This is a genomic window from Ancylobacter sp., assembly GCF_965249975.1.
Lineage (GTDB): Bacteria > Pseudomonadota > Alphaproteobacteria > Rhizobiales > Xanthobacteraceae > Ancylobacter.
The window spans coordinates 591362-611182 of record NZ_CBDFNE010000003.1; the positions used below are offsets into that span (position 1 = coordinate 591362).

General features: G+C 68.0%; 17 protein-coding genes. 7 read left to right on the top strand and 10 right to left on the bottom strand.

What is annotated here, in order from left to right:
* Nucleotides 1–170 precede the first annotated feature (170 nt).
* From ACP2AH_RS03000 to ACP2AH_RS03015, 4 genes are all read right to left on the bottom strand, one after another.
* The gene (locus ACP2AH_RS03000) at nucleotides 171–1688 is read right to left on the bottom strand and encodes a Ppx/GppA family phosphatase (RefSeq protein ID WP_425104428.1); all 1518 of its coding nucleotides are present in this window, start codon (nucleotides 1686–1688) and stop codon (nucleotides 171–173) included.
* A gap of 4 nt (nucleotides 1689–1692) precedes the next feature.
* The gene (locus ACP2AH_RS03005) at nucleotides 1693–3864 is read right to left on the bottom strand and encodes an RNA degradosome polyphosphate kinase (protein ID WP_425104718.1); all 2172 of its coding nucleotides are present in this window, start codon (nucleotides 3862–3864) and stop codon (nucleotides 1693–1695) included.
* A gap of 136 nt (nucleotides 3865–4000) precedes the next feature.
* Nucleotides 4001–4738 (bottom strand): chromosomal replication initiator DnaA, encoded by a 738-nt coding sequence (locus ACP2AH_RS03010; RefSeq protein ID WP_425104429.1) that lies wholly within the window; start codon nucleotides 4736–4738, stop codon nucleotides 4001–4003.
* A gap of 2 nt (nucleotides 4739–4740) precedes the next feature.
* Nucleotides 4741–5868 carry an AI-2E family transporter gene (locus ACP2AH_RS03015; protein ID WP_425104430.1) on the bottom strand — a complete coding sequence of 376 codons (1128 nt, stop codon included), beginning with the start codon at nucleotides 5866–5868 and terminating at the stop codon, nucleotides 4741–4743.
* 200 nt (nucleotides 5869–6068) lie between these two features.
* Between ACP2AH_RS03015 and ACP2AH_RS03020 the strand changes: the two genes are divergently transcribed.
* The 4 genes from ACP2AH_RS03020 (at nucleotide 6069) to purN (ending at nucleotide 9963) form a co-directional block, all read left to right on the top strand.
* Nucleotides 6069–6815 (top strand): class I SAM-dependent methyltransferase, encoded by a 747-nt coding sequence (locus ACP2AH_RS03020; protein ID WP_425104431.1) that lies wholly within the window; start codon nucleotides 6069–6071, stop codon nucleotides 6813–6815.
* A 68-nt stretch (nucleotides 6816–6883) separates the two neighbouring features.
* A complete protein-coding gene (locus ACP2AH_RS03025; protein ID WP_425104432.1) occupies nucleotides 6884–8032 on the top strand; it encodes a benzoate/H(+) symporter BenE family transporter in 1149 nt (382 codons plus the stop codon).
* A 74-nt stretch (nucleotides 8033–8106) separates the two neighbouring features.
* Nucleotides 8107–9186, top strand: coding sequence for a phosphoribosylformylglycinamidine cyclo-ligase (purM, locus tag ACP2AH_RS03030; RefSeq protein ID WP_425104433.1), 1080 nt, complete (start codon nucleotides 8107–8109; stop codon nucleotides 9184–9186).
* Between the two features lie 123 nt (nucleotides 9187–9309).
* Nucleotides 9310–9963 carry a phosphoribosylglycinamide formyltransferase gene (gene purN / locus ACP2AH_RS03035; protein ID WP_425104434.1) on the top strand — a complete coding sequence of 218 codons (654 nt, stop codon included), beginning with the start codon at nucleotides 9310–9312 and terminating at the stop codon, nucleotides 9961–9963.
* A 23-nt stretch (nucleotides 9964–9986) separates the two neighbouring features.
* Here the strand turns inward: purN and ACP2AH_RS03040 are convergent, their stop codons facing one another.
* The 6 genes from ACP2AH_RS03040 to ACP2AH_RS03065 form a co-directional block, all read right to left on the bottom strand.
* Nucleotides 9987–10625 carry a dihydroxyacetone kinase family protein gene (locus tag ACP2AH_RS03040; protein ID WP_425104435.1) on the bottom strand — a complete coding sequence of 213 codons (639 nt, stop codon included), beginning with the start codon at nucleotides 10623–10625 and terminating at the stop codon, nucleotides 9987–9989.
* Between the two features lie 9 nt (nucleotides 10626–10634).
* Complete coding sequence (locus ACP2AH_RS03045; protein WP_425104436.1) at nucleotides 10635–11636, bottom strand: dihydroxyacetone kinase subunit DhaK; 1002 nt, start codon at nucleotides 11634–11636, stop codon at nucleotides 10635–10637.
* Nucleotides 11637–11671: 35 nt separating this feature from the next.
* Entirely contained in the window at nucleotides 11672–12703 is a 1032-nt protein-coding gene (locus ACP2AH_RS03050) for an ABC transporter permease (protein ID WP_421697305.1), read from the bottom strand.
* Nucleotides 12700–14292: a sugar ABC transporter ATP-binding protein gene (locus ACP2AH_RS03055; protein WP_425104437.1), complete on the bottom strand. Its 1593-nt coding sequence runs from the start codon at nucleotides 14290–14292 to the stop codon at nucleotides 12700–12702. The genes ACP2AH_RS03050 and ACP2AH_RS03055 overlap by 4 nt, the downstream gene beginning before the upstream one ends.
* A 121-nt stretch (nucleotides 14293–14413) precedes the next feature.
* A complete protein-coding gene (locus ACP2AH_RS03060) occupies nucleotides 14414–15424 on the bottom strand; it encodes a substrate-binding domain-containing protein (RefSeq protein WP_425104438.1) in 1011 nt (336 codons plus the stop codon).
* A gap of 59 nt (nucleotides 15425–15483) precedes the next feature.
* A complete protein-coding gene (locus ACP2AH_RS03065; protein WP_425104439.1) occupies nucleotides 15484–16479 on the bottom strand; it encodes an ABC transporter permease in 996 nt (331 codons plus the stop codon).
* Nucleotides 16480–16959: 480 nt separating this feature from the next.
* Here ACP2AH_RS03065 and ACP2AH_RS03070 point away from each other — a divergent pair, with 480 nt between their 5' ends.
* Genes ACP2AH_RS03070 through ACP2AH_RS03080 form a run of 3 tightly spaced genes read left to right on the top strand, consistent with a single transcriptional unit; the run spans nucleotide 16960 to nucleotide 19807 of the window.
* Nucleotides 16960–18048 (top strand): LacI family DNA-binding transcriptional regulator, encoded by a 1089-nt coding sequence (locus ACP2AH_RS03070; protein ID WP_425104440.1) that lies wholly within the window; start codon nucleotides 16960–16962, stop codon nucleotides 18046–18048.
* An 11-nt stretch (nucleotides 18049–18059) separates the two neighbouring features.
* Complete coding sequence (locus tag ACP2AH_RS03075; RefSeq protein WP_425104441.1) at nucleotides 18060–18746, top strand: aspartate/glutamate racemase family protein; 687 nt, start codon at nucleotides 18060–18062, stop codon at nucleotides 18744–18746.
* Nucleotides 18746–19807, top strand: a complete 1062-nt coding sequence (locus tag ACP2AH_RS03080) for an aldo/keto reductase (protein WP_425104442.1) — start codon at nucleotides 18746–18748, stop codon at nucleotides 19805–19807. Before ACP2AH_RS03075 ends, ACP2AH_RS03080 begins: the two co-directional genes overlap by 1 nt.
* The last annotated feature ends 14 nt before the right edge of the window (nucleotides 19808–19821 follow it).

The following is a 19821-nucleotide window of genomic DNA, read 5'->3' on the forward strand; positions in this document are numbered from 1 at the left end:
GGCGGGCTTCTACCGGTCCTGGGCCGACAAATCCAGACCCCGCCACCGTCGTCGGGGCTAGAGCACGTTCCGATCCGATTGCACCACAATCAGATCGGTAAAACGTTCTCTATCCATGACTTAGAGACTGATTCACCGATCGGCTTGTTTCAACCTGATCGGATCAGGCTCTAGCCGGCGACGACCACCGAATCGCGTCCGATCAGCCGGCCGAGCGTGCGCAGGCGGCTGGCGATGCGGTCGCCGCTGAGCGGGGCGAGTTCGCCGCGCAGCTGCAGCGAGAGCTTGCCGCGCTCCACGGTGAGCGGCGTCAGCGGCAGCGTGCCTGGCATGGCGGCGGAGAGAATATAGCCCACCCGCATCGCCGCGCCGAGAATGCGCGCCCGGTCCAAGAGCCGCGCGGAGACCAGTTCGCGGATGCGCGGCGACAGGTCTTCGTCCACAAGCCCGACATGCCGATAATAGATGGCGAGCGCCAGGAAGGCGCGGCCGGGATGGTCGACGCCGATGAAGGAGGCGTGGGCAATGAGGTTCAGGCTCTGCTCGCCGCGATAATCGGGATGCGCCCGCCAGCTGATGTCGGAGAGCAGACAGGCGGCATGGCGCAGCCGCTTCTCCTCCACGCTTTCGTCGATATGGCTGGATTTCATGAACTGGTCGGTCCAGTCGATGAGTTCCCAGCCATGGGCGGGGGAGCGGGCGCGAACCTCGTTCAGCTCGGCGGCGGCGGAGATCAGCGGGTCGAGGCTGCGATCTTCCTCGCTGAGCAGCTCATAGAGCAGCCCCTCGCGCACGCCCTGCGCCGAGATGAAGACATTGGCCGGCTTGCCGATGCGGATCACATGTTCCAGCACCAGCGCGCCATAGGGCAGCAGCGGCCGGCGCACATCGGACACGGTGTCGATGCGCGACAGCGTGTCGATCGGCACCTGCCGCACCAGCCGGCAGAATTCCAGCGCTTCGCGCGCGGGGATGATGTAGCCGTGCATCACATGCAGGGGATAGCCGCGCTGGAACATGTGCAGCCGCGCCAGCGCGCGCCAGGTGCCGCCAACGGCGTAGAAGGTGCGCCCCTTGAGATGTTCGAGATGCGGGTCCTTGGCCAGCAGGTCCTTGACGATCTTGTCGGCCTTCTTCAGCGAGCGGCCGGACGTGTCCTGCAAGGCGAGGCCGCCGAGCGGGAAGGTGACGCCGGACCCGATGCGCTGGCCGTGCAGGTCGGCCAGTTCCAGCGAGCCGCCGCCGAGATCGCCGACCACGCCATTGGCGTGATGCACGCCGGAGAGAATGCCGAGCGCGGAAAGCTGCGCCTCGCGCTTGCCGGAGAGCACCTCCACCTCGGTGCGGCAGATGTCGCGGCAGGCATTGACGAAGTCCGGCCCGTTGGCGGCATCGCGGGCCGCCGCGGTGGCGAGCACATAGAGCGTGCCCACCCCCATGCGGTCACAAAGCACCCGGAAGCGGCGCAGGGCGGCGAGCGCCTTCTCCACCGCGTCCGGGTTCAGCCGCCCGGTGGTCAGCACCTCCCGGCCGAGCCCGCACGAGGCCTTCTCGTTGAAGATCGGCGTCGGCGAGCGGGACAGGCGCTCATAGACGACGAGTCGGACAGAGTTGGAGCCGATATCGATGACGGCGATCGACATGCCGGACAACAGGCCGTGTCCGGCATCACGCAAGGCTTCGGTCATGCGCTCACGTCCGCTCGCGTCGGCGCAGGAGGTTTCGGGGCGAGGATTCCTTGAGCGACTTACCACGTCCCGACAGGCTCGGATTGGTCATGAAATATTGCTGGGCGTTGAATTTTTCCTCGCCCTCGCCGGGAACTATGCGCTGCGACGAGCCATCGGGCAACACCCGCCAGCTCTGCTGGTTGTCCTGCAGGTTGGCGACCATGATCTGGTCGAGGATCTGCATGTGCACCGTCGGGTTGGTGATCGGGCACAGCGATTCGACCCGGCGGTCGAGATTGCGCGGCATCAGGTCGGCCGAGGAAATGTAGACGGCGGAATCGGCGTGCGGCAGGCCGTGGCCATTGCCGAAGCAATAGACGCGCTCATGCTCCAGGAAGCGGCCGACGATGGACTTGACGCGGATATTCTCCGACAGGCCCGGCACGCCCGGCCGCAGGCAGCAGATGCCGCGCACCACGATGTCGATCGGCACGCCGGCCTGGCTGGCGCGGTAGAGCGCGTCGATGATCATCGGGTCGACCAGCGAGTTCATCTTCAGCCAGATCGCCGCCGGCTTGCCGGCCTTGGCGAATTCCACCTCGCCATTGATGTGGTCGAGGATGCGCTTCTTCAGCGTCAGCGGGGCGATGGCCAGCGCTTCCAGCTCCACCGGCTCGGCATAGCCGGTGATGAAGTTGAAGATGCGCGCCACGTCGCGACCGATCGCCGGGTCGGCGGTGAAGAAGGACAGGTCGGTGTAGATGCGGGCGGTGATGGGGTGATAATTGCCCGTGCCGACATGGCAGTAGCTCGCCAGCGCGCCGCCCTCGCGGCGCACCACCAGCGAGAGCTTGGCGTGGGTCTTCAGCTCCAGGAAGCCGAACACCACCTGCACGCCGGCCCGCTCCAGATCGCGCGCCCAGCGGATATTGGCTTCCTCGTCGAAGCGCGCCTTCAGCTCCACCAGCGCGGTCACCGACTTGCCGGCCTCCGCCGCCTCGGCCAGCGCCTTGATGATCGGGCTGTCGGAAGAGGTGCGGTACAGCGTCTGCTTGATGGCGACGACGTTCGGGTCGCGCGCCGCCTGGCGCAGGAACTGCACCACCACGTCAAACGACTCATAGGGGTGATGGACCACCAGGTCCTTCTCGCGGATGGCGGCGAAGCAGTCGCCGGCATGGTCGCGGATGCGCTCGGGGAAGCGCGGATTATACGGCTTGAACTTCAGGTCCGGCCGGTCGATGCCGACCAGCTGGCTGAACTCGTTCAGCGCCAGCACGCCGTCGACCAAAAACACCTCGTCCCCGGCCACGCCGAGTTCGCGGGCGACGAAGACGCGCAGTTCCTCGGGCATGGAAGCGTCCACCTCCAGCCGGATCACCTGCCCCAGCCGGCGGCGCTTCAGCGCCGTCTCGAACTGGCGCATCAGGTCCTCGGCCTCTTCCTCGACTTCGAGATCGCTGTCGCGGATGACGCGGAAGCCGCCCTGGCCCTTCACCTGATAGCCCGGGAACAGGCGGCCGATGAACAGGCCGATCATCTGTTCGAGGGTGATGAAGCGCTGCACCCCGCCCTCGCCGTCCGGCAGGCGGATGAAGCGGTCGATTTTGGCCGGCACGCGGATGAGCGCGTTCATCGCCCGCCCGTCATGGATGCGCGCGAGCTGCAGCGCCAGCGAGAAGCCGAGATTGGGAATGAAGGGGAACGGATGCGCCGGGTCGATGGCGAGCGGGGTGAGCACCGGGAACACATGGGCGAGGAAGAAATCGTCCAGCACCGCCCGGTCGGCACGCTCCACATCGGCGCCGTCCACCAGCACGATGCCGCAGCCGACCAGCGATTGGCGCAGGTCGCGCCAGCGGGCCTGCTGGTCCTCGGCGAGTTCCGCCGCCGCCGTACCGATGCGGGCGAGCTGCTCCACCGGGTTCAGCCCGTCCGGGCTGCGCACCGTGTAGCCCTCGCGCACCTGCTCCTTCAGGCCGGCGACGCGGACCATGAAGAATTCGTCGAGATTGTTGGCCGAGATGGAGAGGAAGCGCAGCTGTTCGAGCATCGGGTGCTCGGTGTTGGCGGCTTCTTCCAGGACGCGGCGGTTGAATTCGAGCCAGGACAGTTCGCGGTTGATGAAGCGCTCGGGCGACTTCATCAGCTCGTCCTCTAGAGGACGCGGGGGGACCGTCGGCTGGATGGCCATTTCGGTCAGTTCGACAAGCTGTTCCACCGGCGTTTCCGTCTCGCTCACCGTCGGCACTCCATCCTCTTTGCGGGGGGCCCGCTTCGGCCGGCGCGAAGGTCGCCGGGCAACATGACGGCTGGATGACATGTCGGTATTAACCCGTGGTCAAGTCGGTGGAGGGGATGTCGCGCTCGTCCGGCCCGGCCTCGCCCGAGGCACCGGCCCGCTCGCGCAGCAAGGTGGCCACCAGCGCGCGGGTCAGCGGGCGCTTGCGCGCCAGCGCCTCGCGGTCGAGTTCGGCCACCACGTCGCGCAGCCCGGCGATGGAGCGCTCGACGCGCGGCAGCAGATAGGCGAGCAGCGCCTCGTCGGGCAGGATCTGCCGGTCGGCGAACAGCTTCACCGCCACCGCCGCCAGCAATTCCTGGTCCGGCGGGCCGAGCCGCACCACCGGCAGCGCCCGCAGCCGCGAAGCGAGGTCGGCGGTGGCGAGGCCCTCCGACAGCGCCGAGGGCAACCGCGCGGAGGTGATGAGCAGGTTCGCCTTCTGCTCGCCCACCAGATTGAGCAGATGGAACAGCGCCGCCTCGGGCACCGGCCCGCTGCCGAGGTCCTCCAGCACCAGCGCGCCGCCGGCGAGAAGGCCGGGCACGGAGGCGATGTCGAGCGCGGAGGCGGGCAGGATCGGCGCGCCGGAGGCTTCGGCGAAGATGGCGGCGAGATGCGACTTGCCCGACCCCGCCGGCCCGACCAGCGCCACCGAGCGGGCCGGCCAGTCCGGCCAGGAATCGATCAGCGCCAGCGCCGCCTCATTGGCGAGGCCGGGCAGGAAATCGTCGCGCGACCGGCTGTCGGCATGCGGCAGGTCGAGCGCGAGCTGGCGGCTGCCCATGCTCAGCGCGCCCGGCTGTCGGGGAGATAGGGCACGGGCGCGGGTGCGCTGAGCATCTCGTTCTCGCCCTCCCCGGTATAGAGCGGGCTTTCCAGATACTGGTTGATGGCGAAGCGCACCAGCACGCCCACCGCCGCCGCCAGCGGCACGGCGAGCAGCAGGCCGAGGAAGCCGAGCAGATAGCCGAAGGCCAGCAGGGCGAACATCAGCCACACCGGGTGCAGGCCGACACTGTCGCCCACCAGCTTGGGCGACAGGATGTAGCCCTCGACGAACTGGCCGAACACGAAGATGCCGATGACGATGGCGATCATCGAATAGTCCGGGAAGAACTGCACGATGGCGACGCCGCCGGCGAGCACCAGCCCGGTCAGCGAGCCGACATAGGGGATGAAGGTGATGATCCCCGAGACGAAGCCGATGACGAAGCCGAAATTCAGCCCGGTCATGGTCAGGCTGATGGCGTAGAAGCTGCCGAGGATCAGGCACACCAGCGACTGGCCGCGCACGAAGCCGGCAATGGCGCCGTCCATCTGCCGGGCAATGTCGCGAATGGTGTGGCGGTGGCGCACGGGCAGCCAAGAATCCACCTTGTGGACCATGCTGTACCAGTCATTGAGAATGTAGAACGCCACGACCGGGGTGATGACCAGCAGCGAGAACACCGAGAGCAGCGCCTGCCCGCCGGTCCACAGCCCCTGGATCAACGTCAGCATATAGGCGGCGCCCTGCGACACCAGTTCGTTCACCCCGGACTGGATGCTGGGCAGCCGGTCGCCGACGAAATCGCGCAGCCACGCCGCGCTCTCACCCTCGCCGGTCAACAGGTTCTGCAGCTTGCCGATATATTCCGGCAGGCGCTGGATGAAGGCGGCCAGCTGCGAGCCGAAGATCGGCAGCACCAGCAGCATGAGCAAGATGCCGAGCAGCAGGGTAAGCGTGATCGTCGCAAGCGAGGCCACCAGACGGTTCACGCCGCGCCGTTGCAGCCAGGTCGTTACCGGGTTGAGGAAATAGGCCAGAGCGAGGCCGGCGACGAAGGGCAGGAGCACGCTGGACAGCAGCCAGGCGGCCGCGATGAACAGGCCGAGCATGGTCAGCCAGAACGTCACCTGCTTGTGCCACGCCATACGTCAAACCGCCTCTCGCCCGACCCGCGCCTCGCGGCGGTGCTTCGCCCATATACATACAGAAAAACGACGCGCGTGCGATGCACAAGCGGCGCGAGGGCCATCGCTGCCCCCGCCATTCACAGCACGGTTCCAACGCCGGCATGGCCCTGTGCGTTCCGCCATGGCAGAAGGCGGGGGTTCGCTAGGGGAGGCGCAGGATGGAAGACCCGCTCTATACCGATCCGTCGCTGGTCGCCTTCTACGATGCCGAGAATGACGGCGGCGCCGACCACGCCTTCTGCGCCGCCCTTGCGCGCGGCGCGCACTCCGTGCTCGATCTCGGCTGCGGCACCGGCGCGCTGCTGGCGGGGTTCTCCAACCCCGTGCGTGTCGGCGTCGATCCGGCGGGCGCGATGCTGGAGGTGGCCCGGTCCCGCCCCGGGGCGGAAGGCGCCGAATGGATCGAGGCGGACGCCCGCACGCTGCGCCTCGGCCGGCGCTTCGATCTGGTGATGCTGACCGGGCACGCCTTTCAGGTGTTCCTCACCGATGACGACCAGCGCGCCGCGCTCGCCACCATCGCCGCCCATCTGGCGCCGGGCGGGCGCTTCATCTTCGACAGCCGCAACCCGGCCGTCCGAGAATGGGAGGAATGGCAGCCGCACAATTCGCGCCGCTGGGTCGATCACCCCGCCCATGGCAGGGTCGAGGCGTGGAACAGCGCCATGTGCGACGAGGCAACCGGCATCGTCACCTATGGCACCTGGTACCGCCTCGCCGATGGCCGCACCCTCTCCGCGCAGAGCCGCATCCGCTTCACGCCGCGCGCCGCGCTGGAACAGCTTATCGCTGAGGCCGGGCTGTCGGTGGAACGCTGGCTCGGCGATTGGAACGGCGCAGCTGCGGGCCCGCACACCCCGGAGTTCATTCCGTTGGGGCAGCTTTCGCCGGCGTCCGCGCCCTGATGACGGCGCCGGCCGCGCATGCCAAAAGGCAGCGTCGCGCCGGCCCGGCGCCGCGTTCGGATGGTCCCATGCGTTCCTCGCTCGTCACGTCAGGCATCGTCGCCGCGCTTGTCGGCTTCGGCGGCACCCTCACCCTCATCGTCGCGGCGGCGCAGGCGCTGGGGGCGACGCCGGGCCAGATCACGTCCGGTGTCATCGGCCTGTGCCTGTCCATGGCGTTCACCTCCGCCTGGCTCGGCTGGCGCCACCGCATGCCGATCATCACCGCCTGGACCACGCCCGGCGCGGCGCTGATCGCCGCCTCGCATGGCCTGACCATCGAGCCGGCGGTGGGCGCCTTCCTGGTCGCCGGAGTGCTCATTCTCGTCACCGCCGCGGTGAAGCCGCTGGGCGCACTGGTGCAGCGCCTGCCGGTGGCGATCGCCGCCGCCATGCTGGCGGGCGTGCTGTTCCGCTTCTGCACCGGCGTTTTCACCGCCGGGCAGGCCGACCCGCTGCTGGTGCTGCCGCTGGTGCTGCTGTTTTTGGTGGCGCGGCGCATCTCGCCCTTCGGCGCGGTGCTGGCGGTGCTGGTGCTGGGCATCGCGCTGGCCTTCATTCTCGGCCGCGTCGGCCCGCTGCCCGATGGCGTGCCGTGGCCGAGCGTCGAGCTGATCGTGCCGCAATTCGACCTGCAAGCGCTGATCGGCGTCGGCATCCCGCTTTACATCGTCACCATGGCGTCGCAGAACCTGCCGGGCTTCGCGGTGCTGCAGGCGGCGGGCTACAAGCCGCCGGCGCCGTCCATCCTCGCCTCGACCGCCCTCGCCTCGCTGATAACAGCGCCCATCGGCTCGCTCACCAGCAACCTTGCCGCCATCACCGCCTCCATCTGCACCGGGCCGGACACCCATCCCGACCCAAACAAGCGCTGGCTGGCGACGCCGTTCTATGCGCTGACCTATCTCGTGCTCGCCGCCTGCGGCGCCGGGGCGGTGGCGCTGATCGCGGCCCTCCCGCGCGAACTGGTGGCGACCTTCGCCGGGCTCGCCTTGCTCGGCCCGCTGGTCAATGCGCTGTCCTCCTCCATGGGCGACGCGGCCAAGCGCTTCCCCGCCGTGCTGACGCTGGCCGTCACCGCCTCCGGCCTGTCGCTGTTCGGGCTCGGCTCCGCCTTCTGGGGACTGGCCGCCGGCCTCATAGCGCTCGGCATCGACCATGCCGGGCGGCGGGCGTGAGGGGGAAAACCGCGCGCGAGCTTGCCCGCCGCGGCATAAGCGGCTAATCCGCCACCATTCCTAGAGGGCATGCGATGACCGGTACGGACAAGGGACTCAGCTATCGCGATGCGGGCGTCGACATCGACGCCGGCAACCGGCTGGTCGATCTCATCAAGCCGCTGGTCAAGGCGACCCGCCGGCCGGGCGCGGACGCGGACATTGGCGGCTTCGGCGGCGTGTTCGATCCCAAGGCCGCCGGCTTCAAAGACCCGCTCATCGTCGCCACCACCGACGGCGTCGGCACCAAGCTGAAGATCGCCATCGAGACCGGCCGGCACGAGACCATCGGCATCGATCTTGTCGCCATGTGCGTCAACGATCTCGTGGTGCAGGGCGCCGAGCCGCTGTTCTTCCTCGACTATTTCGCCACCGGCAAGCTGGCCCCCGAAGTGGGCGCCACCATCGTCGCCGGCATCGCCAAGGGCTGCCAGGAATCGGGCTGCGCGCTGATCGGCGGCGAGACGGCGGAAATGCCGGGCATGTACGCCGAAGGCGATTACGACCTCGCCGGCTTCTCCGTCGGCGCGGTGGAGCGCGGCGAGCTGCTGCCCTCGCCCAATGTCCGCCCCGGCGACGTGCTGCTCGGCCTCGCCTCCTCGGGCGTGCATTCCAACGGCTATTCGCTGGTGCGCCGCATCGTCGAGGTCTCGGGCCTCGCCTGGGACGCGCCCGCCCCCTTCGCGCCCGCGCAGGCGCTGGGCGAAGCGCTGCTCACCCCGACGCGGCTCTATGTGAAATCGGCGCTCGCCGCCATCCGCTCCACCGGCAAGGTCAAGGCGCTCGCCCACATCACCGGCGGCGGCCTCACCGAGAACCTGCCGCGCGTGCTGCCGAAGCACACGGTCGGGCGCATCGACCTCGACGGCCTGCCCGTGCCGCCGGTGTTCCGCTGGCTGGCGCAGGTCGGCAAGGTGGCGCCGGAGGAAATGCTGCGCGCCTTCAACTGCGGCATCGGCATGGTGGTGGTCTGCGCGCCGGAAGACGCGGAGACGGTGGCGGACGCCTTTGCCAATGCCGGCGAGCAGGTGGTGCATCTCGGCGCCATCGAGCCGGGCGACGGCGCGGCCCACACCGTCTATGACGGCACGCTCGCCGTCGATACGCCGCTCTGACAACCCTCCTTCGAGGCCCGGCGACGCCGGGCGCCTCAGGATGACGTTGTTTTAGAAATCCCCGTCATCCTGAGGTGCGAGCAAAGCGAGCCTCGAAGGATGCTGAAGCAGAGGACGCCCGTGATGACCAAACCCCGCGTGGCCGTCCTCATCTCCGGGCGCGGCTCCAACATGATGTCGCTGATTGAGGCGGCGGCGGCGCCGGACTTCCCGGCCGAGATCGCGGTGGTGATCTCCAACCGCCCGGACGCGCATGGCCTCGCCCGCGCGCAGGCCTGCAACATCCCGACCCGCACCGTCGATCACAAGGCGCATGCCGACCGCGCCGCCTTCGACGCCGCGCTCGACGCGGTGCTGGTGGAGGAACAGGCGGACCTCGTCTGCCTCGCCGGCTTCATGCGGCTGCTCACCGCGCCTTTCGTGGAGAAATGGGCCGGGCGGATGATCAACATCCACCCCGCGCTGCTGCCGAGCTTCAAGGGTCTGCACACCCATGAGCGGGCGCTGGCCGAGGGCGTGCGCATCCATGGCTGCACGGTGCATTTCGTCACGCCGGAAATGGATGTCGGCCCCATCCTCATGCAGGCCGCCGTGCCGGTGCTGGACGCGGATACGCCGGAGACGCTTGGCGCCCGGGTGCTGGCGCAGGAGCATGTGATCTACCCTGCCGCGCTGCGCATGGTCGCCGATGGCCGCGCCCGGCTGGAAGGCGGGCGGGTGGTGCTGGACGAGTACGTGCTCGCCCCGCCGGCTCTGGTGGTGCCCCCGGTCGGCTGACAGCACCGGCCGGGAGCTTTTGCCTATCCGGCCACGAACGCGCTCATCGTGCTGACCAGCAGCACACCGACCGTGGCGCCGGCATCCTGCAGCCCAACGGTCTTTTCCTGAAACGCCGCCGCCTTGCCGTGCTGCGCCACCATGGTCTTGGTGCGCTCCAGCGCCGCCTCGGCGGCGTCGCTGGCTTGCTTCAGCGCCGGCGCCAGCGCGAGGCCGGAGGCCGCCGCCTGTTCCAGCGCACCGGCCACCGGGTCCAGCACGTCGAGAATGGTCTTGTCGCCCAGCTTGGCCTTGCCGCGCTCGGCGATGCCGGTGGCGAAGGCGCGCCAGAACGCGGCCGCCTCGGAAGTGCCGATCGCCTCCGCCCCCTCCAGCGCCTTGGCGCCGCGCAGGAAGCCGGTGGCGGTGAGCGTGCCCATGGTGGACGGCGCGGTCTTGGCCATGATCGCGCCGGCGGAACGCAGCAGCCGGGTGATGCCCGCCGCCGCCCCTTCCGCCGTCACCGTGTCGGCGGCGGCGGCGAAGGATTTCGCCATGGTGATGCCGAGATCGCTGTCGCCGACCTTGCCGTCGAGCGCGATGAGGAATTCGCGCTGCGCGGCGAACATGTCGCGCCAGCGCTGGAAGAGGCCGATCAAATCGTCGGCGCGGAGCGCGTCCATGCGCAAACCTCAGGCCTTGATGTGGGAGAAGAACGGCGTGTGGACCGGGGCGGCGACCAGCGGGTCGAGCTCGGCGTCGAGCTTCAGCACCGAAATGGAGGCGCCGGCCATTTCCATCGCGGTGGCGAACTCGCCGATCCACACATGCTTGACCTTGGAACCGCGCGCCTCGAACAGCTGCGACACCCGGCGGAACAGGATGTAGAGTTCTTCCTTCGGCGTGCCGCCGAGGCCGTTCACCAGCACCGCGAACTCGTCGCCATTGCCGGCGGGCAGCTCGGCGAAGATGCGCTGCATCATCTCGTCCACCACCGCATCGGCCGGAGCCAGCTTGGTGCGGCCGATGCCCGGCTCGCCATGGATGCCCATGCCGATTTCCATCTCGTCCTCGCCGACTTCGAACGTGGCGTGGCCGACTTCCGGCACCACGCAGCTCGACAGCGCGACGCCGATGGTGCGCACATTCGCCCGCGCCTTGTCGGCGAGCCGCGTCACCTCGTCGAGCGAGAGCATGTTGGCGGCCGCCGCGCCCGCCACCTTGTAGACGAAGAAGATGCCGGCGACGCCGCGCCTCTTGTGCTCCTCGCCGACCACGGAGGAGGCGACATCGTCATTGCCGATCACCTGCTTCACCGTGATGCCGTCAATGTCCGCCAGCTCGGCGGCCATGTCGAAATTGATGATGTCGCCGGTGTAGTTGCCATAGATGTAGAGCACGCCGGCGCCCTGATCGATGTACTTGGTCACCTCGTGCATCTGGTCGGCGCTGGGCGACTGGAACACGCCGCCCACCGCGCAGCCGTCGAGCATGTTGTCGCCGACATAGCCGAGGAACAGCGGCAGGTGGCCGGAGCCGCCGCCGGTGGCGATGCCCACCTTGCCCGGCTTGCGCGTGGCGACGACGAGGCAGCGCTTGTCCTCGTTCACATAGGTCACCTGGGGATGAGCCCGGTAGATGCCGTCCAGCATCTCGTCGACGAAATGCGCGGGATCGTTGAGAAACTTCTTCATGTCGGTCCTCGTGAGCTCATTATCTGGCGTCTGTTTCAGGTCTTCTTCTGGCTGAACACGAAGAAGGCGGCGGCCAGCAGGATGAAGCCGCCCACCACCACGCGCTGCCAGGTGGAGGGAATGCCGACCATGACCAGCACGCTGTTCACCACCACCACCAGCAGCACCCCCAGCAGCGTGCCGAGCACGCTGCCGGTGCCGCCGGTGATGCGCGCGCCGCCCAGCACCACGGCGGCGATGACGTTGATCTCGCTGCCGACGAGGTCGAACGGGTTGGCCTGCCGGTTGGCGCAGGTGTGGATGATACCGGCGAGGCCCGCGAGGCCACCGGCATAGGCGAACAGGAAGATGTGGATGGTCCGCAGATTGTAGCCGAGCCGCTCCGCCACGCTGGCATTGCCGCCGACCGCGAAGATGGCGCGGCCCATCAGCGTGCGGTTGAGCATCCACCAGGTGATCAGCGCGGCGATGGGCAGCACGAGGAAATAGAACGGCAGGGTGATGGTGCGCCCGTCGGCGGCGTCGAACTGCAGCAGCGGCATGCGGCCGAACGCGCCCATCTGCGGCGGCAGCGACATGATCCACACCGTGCCGATGAAGGCGAGCAGGATGCCGCGAAACAGATATTGCGTTCCGATGGTCACGATCAGCGACGGCACGCGCAGATAATGCACCAGCAGGCCGTTGACCACGCCGAGCCCCGCCCCGCCAAGGATCGCCGCGAGCACGATCAGCGCCATCGGCGCGTCGGGAAAGTGGTTCTTCACCAGCAGGGTGAGCGAATACATGGTGAAGGCGGCGATGGCGGTGAAGGACACGTCGATGCCCCCCGCCGCCAGGATGATGAACACGCCCAGCGCGAACAGGCCCATCACCACGCTGGCGCGGCCGATATCGATCAGCGAGGAGGGCTGAAGGAAGGCGGGGTTGGCGATGGCCACCGCCACGCAGATCGCCACCAGCAGCACGAAGGTGATGACCTCCGGTCGCCGGCGCACCAGTTCCAGCAGCGGGCGGCGCGGGGCGACGGGCAGCGCCGCGACATCGGTGGGGGTCGTGCTGCTCATGAAAGCGTCTCCGGCGAGGCGGAAGGCTGCGGCCGCGACGCCAGCATGGCCTGATAGAGCTGTTCCTCGGTGGCGCTGGCGGCGTCGCACTCCGCGACGATGCGGCCATTGCTCATCACGAGGATGCGGTCGCAGTTCTGCAGCAGTTCGGGCAGGTCGTCGCTGACGATGACGAGGCCCATGCCGGCCTCGGCCAGCTGCTGGATCACCTTGTAGATCGTGTCCTTGGAGCCGACATCGACGCCAACCGTCGGGCCGTGCAGGACGAGGAGTTTCGGCAGGATGGAGAGCCAGCGGCCGATCAGCACGCGCTGCTGGTTGCCGCCGGAGAGCGCACCCACCGGCAGGTCGATATTGCCGGTGTTGAGCCGCATGTCCCTGGAGATCTTGTCCGCCAGCGCCCGGCCCTTCGCCCGGTCGACGACGCCCACCGCATTGGCGAGGTCCTGCACGACAAGGGCGATCTCGTTCTCCAAGATCGACTTGTCGAGGAACAGCCCCTCGCCCAGCCGGTCCTCCGGCACATAGCCGATGCCGAGACGGATGGCCTGCGAGGGATGGCCGATGCGCTGCGCCTTGCCGTCGATGCGGATGACGCCTTCCGCCGCCGGGGTGACGCCGGCAATGGCGGTGGCAAGTTCGTTACGGCCGGAATCGGCGAGGCCGGTAATGCCGAGGATTTCGCCCCGCCGCAGGGTGAAGCTGACGCGGCCGAGGCTCGGCGGCAGCGCCAGCCCTTCTGCCGCGAACAGCTCCTCGGCCAGCGGCGCGCCGGTGCGGTAGCGGGCGCCGTCGATGTGGCGGCCGGTCATCATCTCGGTGAGCTGGTGCTTGCTGTAATCGGCGAGCGGCCCCTGCCCCACGCATTGCCCGTCGCGGAACACGATGGCGTGGCCACCGATGCGGTAGCACTCATCCAGCTTGTGGGTGACGAACAGCACCGCGACATTCTCCGAGCGCAGGCGCTCGACCACGGCGATGAGATTGTCGACCTCGCGGCGGGTGAGCGAGGTGGTCGGCTCGTCCATGATCACCATCTTCGCCCGGGTGGCGATGGCGCGGGCGATGGCGACCAGCTGGCGCTGCGCCAGCGGCAGGTCGGACACGATGGTGGAGAGATAGGCCGGCGCCGTCGGCAGCCCGACCACATCGAGCGCCGCCTCGGCGGTGCGCCGCAGCCGGTCGCGATCGAACAGCCGCCCGAGCCGGCCGCCATGGGCGACGAGCTGCTCGTTGAGCGCCACATTCTCCGCCACGGTCAGGTTCGGCAGCAGGGAAAGGTCCTGATAGACGGTCTCGATGCCGGCGGCGAGCGACTGGATGGGGTTGAGCGCGCGGAAGCTGCGCCCTTCCAGCACGATCTCGCCCTCATCCGGCGCATGGGCGCCGGACATGATCTTGATGACGGTGCTCTTGCCGCAGCCATTCTCGCCGAGGAGGTGATACGCCTCGCCCGGCACGATGGAAAAGCCGACGCCGCGCAGCGCATGCACGCCGCCGAAGCGCTTGTGGATGCCGCGCAGTTCCAGGAACGCGCGGGGAGCGGTGTCACGGGAGACCGGAGCGTTGGACACGGAACCGTGGGACACGGGGGACCCCTTCGTCGATGGGCGGCGCGGCGGAACGGCGCGGTGAAAGGCGGCCGCAGGCGCGTGGGAAAGCCCTCCGCAGGCGCGCGCGGCGCCTGCGGAAGTCCGGTTGGTCAGGGGATCAGAAGAGGTATTCCTTGTAGTTCTTCTTGTCGGCCAGGACCATGCCATTGCCGATGATCAGCACGCCTTCGCCCGGCCCCTTGGTGACCTTCACCTTCTCATAGCCCGGCACGCCGAGATTGGCGCCGTCCTCGATCTTCTTGCCGGCGATCAGGCTCTTGGCGACAGAATTCATCGCCATGCCGGCCTTCTGCGGATCCCAGAAGCCGATGGCGGTGATGGCGCCGGATTCCAGCAGGTCCGCCGAGGGGTTCGGCAGGCCGGTGCCGACCAGGCACACCTTGCCGGAGAGGCCGGCCTCGTCGATGGCGCGGCCGACGCCGAGCACGTCATTGCCGGCCGAGGTCTGGAAGCCCTTGATATCCGGGTGCTTGCGCAGGATTTCCTTGGCCTTCTCATAGGTGGCGTTGGCGTCGTCGAACGACTCATTGTTCGCGTCGACCAGCACCATCTCCGGGTGGCTCTTGGCATTGGCCTCGCCGGCGCCGACCCACTGCATATGCGTGCGGCTGCCGAGCGAACCGACAAAGGTGGTCCACTTGCCCTTGCCGCCCATGCACTGCGCCAGACGCTCGTTCAGCGCCTTGCCGTAATCGGCATTGTCGAAGGCCTCGACATCGGCATGGGTGTTCTTCTGGTTGTCGGCCTCATGGGTGACGACGATGATGCCGCGATCCATGGCGCGCTTCAGCGTGCCTTCGAGCACGGACGGGTCCATCGGCACCACGGCGAGGCCGTTCACACCCTTGGCCACGAGATCGGTGACGATCTGCAGCTGCTGGGCGGCATCGGCGGTCGCCGGGCCGTACTGGGTGGCGACCACGTCCGGGTTTTCCTTCTGGAACAGCTTCACGCCGGTTTCCATACGGTCGAACCACGGAATGCCGCTGATCTTCACCACGGTGGCGATCACCGGCTTGTTCTGCGCCATCAGCGCGCCGGCCGAACCCGCCACGAGCGCCACGGCCATGGCCGAGCCCAGCAGCAGCTTCTTGGAAAGAGCTCCCATCGTTTCCTCCATTGTTGTTGCTTCCCTCATGTCGAGTTTCGATGCGTGAGGGGGGCGCATCACACGAGCCGTTTGCTCTTGTTGGGCATCAGGAAGCCGGCCACGTCGTAGCGGCCGACCGCCAGGAAGGTCAGAAGCAGCGCGCCCCAGGCGAAGTCGCGCACGAAGTTCGACAGCCCGCCGAAATTCAGCATGCTGGACATCAGCTGCAGGGCGATGGTCGCCAGCACCACGCAGATCACGCGGCCATAGCCGCCTTCGGGCCGCACGCCGGCCATGACCGCGATGAGGATGGCGATGAGCAGGTAGGAGGTGCCGTAATCCCACTTCACGTTGACGTTGCGCGCCGCGATGATGATGCCGGCCAGGCCGGAGAGCAGGCCGCTCGTCGCATAGGTGGCGATCAGCACCCGCGTCTTGGGGAAGCCGGCATAGAGCGCGGCCTTGGGGTTGGTCCCCATCAGCATCAGCCACAGCCCGAACGGCGTGAACTTCAACAGGGCGGCGATGAAGGCGGCGACGCCGATGAAGATCAGGAAGCTGATCGGCACGCCGAGAAACAGGCCGTTGCCGATCTCGGACAGCAGGTCCGGCGTGCCCACCGCCACCGCGCGCCCGTCCGAGGCGACCACCGCCAGCCCGGTGAACAGCATCTGCGTGCCGAGCGTGCACAGGATCGGGGTGATGTTCATCCGGCTGATCAGCAGCCCGTTGAAGGTGCCGCCGATGAGCCCGATCACCAACGCGCCGGCGATGAAGGCGAGCGAATAGGCCGCCGGCTGGTCGGCACTCGACAGGAAGGAGCCGACGACCACCGCCGAGAGCACGCCGGAGAGATTGGCCAGCGCGATGCCGGAGAGGTCGATGCCGCCATTGCCGGCGCACATGGCCAGCATGACGCCGATGGCGAGGAAGCCGATTTCGGGCAGCTGCCCGGCCATGGACTGGAGATTGAACGGCGACAGGAAGGCGCCGCCGGATATGGCCGCTCCCAACGCCAGCACCGCCACATTGATGGCGATGAGCATGACCAGCTGTCCGCCGGTGGCTCGCATGGTCTCCTCCCGGAGTCGCACCGACCTATTTAGTAAACTCTGGCCGGCTTCACTAAATTCGTAGCAAAGGCTTTTGCGCGACGCAAGCGGGCTGCGGCGCCCCTGCGACACCGTTTGCGCGACGGTTCAGCCCCTGCCGCAAACCGCAGCGAGATGAAAAAATCAGCACGGCGCCGCTGCGGAGGCCGGCGAACCGCCGTGTGGGATTTCGTATGCCAAAGCCTTATGGGACAGTATGTCTGACGCATTTGCGCGCCCTTGCCGCCGCGCCCGGCAGCCACCTCCGTCGGTGGACGATGGACACCGACTGCGCAAATCGCGGGCAGAGGCTGCGGTCGAGACCCGGGCCGGACGCACCGTTCTTGCAAGACAGTTGCAAGGCCGGGATATTTGGCTTAACGCTCAAAAAGAGACCCGAATGTTTACTAAACAAATTTTGCCGCGAACCGCATCGGGTTCCATCGGGACGTGCAGCCGGACATGAAAGCCAAAACGTCTTTCACCATTCGGGACATTGCCGGGGCGGCGGGCGTCTCGCCGGCCACGGTCTCGCTGGTGCTGAACGGCAAGGGGGAAATCTCCGGCCTCACCCGCGCCCGGGTGCTGGAAGCCGCCGCCCGGCTCAATTATGTCCCGCGCCTCGCCAAGCCACGCCCCGACGCCACCGGCACCATCCGCTTCCTCAAGATCGCCAAGCACGGCCACACCGTGAACCGCGACCACAGCGTGTTCGTGTCGGACTACATCGACGGCATGTCGGCGGAAGCGACAAGGCGCGGCTATGCGCTGGAAGTGGTGAGCCATGAGGGCCAGGGCATGACGGCGGTGGCCGACATGATCGCCGTCGCCCCGGTCAGCGGCATCATCGCGCTCGGCACGGAAATGTCGGAATCGGACATTCGCGTGCTGCAGGGCGTCGGCCGGCCCATCGTGTTTATCGACACGTTCTACGACGTGGTCGAAGCCAATTTCGTCAATATGAACAATGAGGACGCGGTCCATCAGGTCATGGCCCGGCTGGGCCAGCAGGGCTTTTCGCGCATCGGCTTCGTGGCGAGCCATGTCGAGACCACGAATTTCCAGCTGCGCCATCAGGCGTTCCACCGCAACGCCGCGCGGCTGGGGCTCAGCATCGATCCCGCCCATATAATCTCGGTCGAATCCACCTTCGACGGCGCCCATACCGACACGGTGAAGGCGCTGAGCGAGGGGTTGGAACTGGCGGACGCCTATTTCTGCACCAACGACGTGATCGCCTATGGCTTCATCAAGGCGCTGCGCGAATTCGGCATCCGCATCCCCGAGGATGTCGGGGTGATCGGCTTCGACAATCTCCCGCTCAGCGCCACCATGGAGCCGGCGCTCACCACCATCGATGTGTCGAAGCGCAAGATCGGCAATCTCGCCGTGACCATTCTCGACGATCTCATCAACGCCGCCGAACCGCAGCGGCCGGTGAAGATTCTCGTCGGCGCCAGCCTCGTCACCCGCGCCAGCGATCGCGGGCCGGCCGATCCCCGCCCCGCCCCGCGCGCCGTGCGCCGGCGCGGCGTCGCCCAGACCGCGTGAGGAGAGAACCCATGCCGATTCTGGCGATGATTCACACCGTGCCCGCCCTGCCCGCGCGGCTGGAACCGCTGGCGGCGCAAGCGCTGCCGGGATGGAGCTTCGCGCACACGGTCGATGAGAGCCTGCTTTCCGAGACCATCCGCGCCGGCGCCCTCACCGAGGCGACGCGGGACCGCCTCGCCGCCCATGTACGCGACGCGGCCGGCAGCGCCGACGCCGTGCTCGTCACCTGCTCGACGCTGGGCGAGGCGGTGGACGCGCTGCGCCCGTCCACGCCGGTGCCGCTGTTCCGCATCGATCGCGGCATGGTGGAAGAAGCGGTGCGCCGCGCCCGCCGCATCGGCGTGCTGGCGACGCTGTCCACCACGCTGGAACCGACCGGCCGCCTCATTGAGGCCACCGCTGCCGCCACGGGGCGCGAGGTCACGGTGGTCGCCCGGCTGTGCGAGGGCGCCTTCGGCCATCTCGCCGCCGGTGACCGGGAGACGCATGACCGGCGGGTGCGCGAGGCCTTCGAGGAAGTCGCGCCGCAGGTCGATCTGGTCGTGCTGGCGCAGGCCTCGATGGCGGACGCGCTGCCGGCCGCCGCGCGTGCGGGCGGCACCGTCCTCACCAGTCCCGAACTCGGCATCGCCGCTGTCGCGGCCACATTGACAGGTCGCAGCCCAGCGACCGCGCTTTCCGGGAGAGAGCCCTGATGAAATACCGCACGCTCGGCCGCTCCGGCCTCAAGGTTTCCGCCCTCAGCATGGGCACCTTCTCCTTTGGCGGGGTCGGCGCCTTCGCCATGGTCGCCAATCACGGTGTCCCCGAGGCGCGCCGACTGGTCGATACCTGCCTCGATGGCGGCATCAACGTCATCGACACCGCCAACATGTATTCGCTCGGCCGCTCCGAGGAGATCGTCGGCGAAGTGCTGGAAGGGCGCCGGGATCGCGTGCTCATCTCCTCCAAGGCGCGCATGCGCATCGGCGACGGGCCGAATGACGAGGGCGTGTCGCGCTATCACCTCATCCGCGAATGCGAACGCAGCCTCAAGCGCCTGCGCACCGACCATATCGACATCTATTTCCTGCACGAATGGGACGGGCTGACCCCGCTCGACGAGATGCTCTCGGCGCTCGACGCGCTGATGCGCCAGGGCAAGATCCGCTATATCGGCTGCTCCAACTATTCCGGCTGGCACGTCATGAAGGCGCTCGGCATCGCCGAGGCCAAGGGCCTGCCGCGCTTCGTCACCCAGCAGATTCACTACACGCTGGAAGCGCGCGAGGCGGAATATGAGCTGCTGCCTATCGCCGTAGATCAGGGCGTCGGCGTCATGGTGTGGAGCCCGCTGGCCGCCGGCCTGCTCTCCGGCCGCTTCGGCCGCGACAAGTTCCCGGCCGATTCGCGCCAGGCCGCCGGCTGGAGCGAGCCGCCGATCCGCGACAGCGAGCGGCTGTGGCGCATCGTCGATGTGCTGAACGACATCGCGAGCGCGCGCGGGGTGACGGCGGCGCAGATTTCCATCGCCTGGACGCTCTCGCGCCCCGGCATCGCCTCGCTGGTCGTCGGCGGCACCGAGGAAGCCCATTTCCGCGACAACATCGCCGCCGTCAACATCACGCTCACCGCCGAGGAGCTGGAACGGCTGAACCTCGTCAGCCGCCCGCCCTATCTCTACCCCTATTGGCACCAGCACAATTTCGCCCGCGACCGCTTCAGCGACGGCGATTGGGCGCTGCATGGTAGCTATGAGGACCTCGGCCACGTCTGATGCGGCCACGTCTG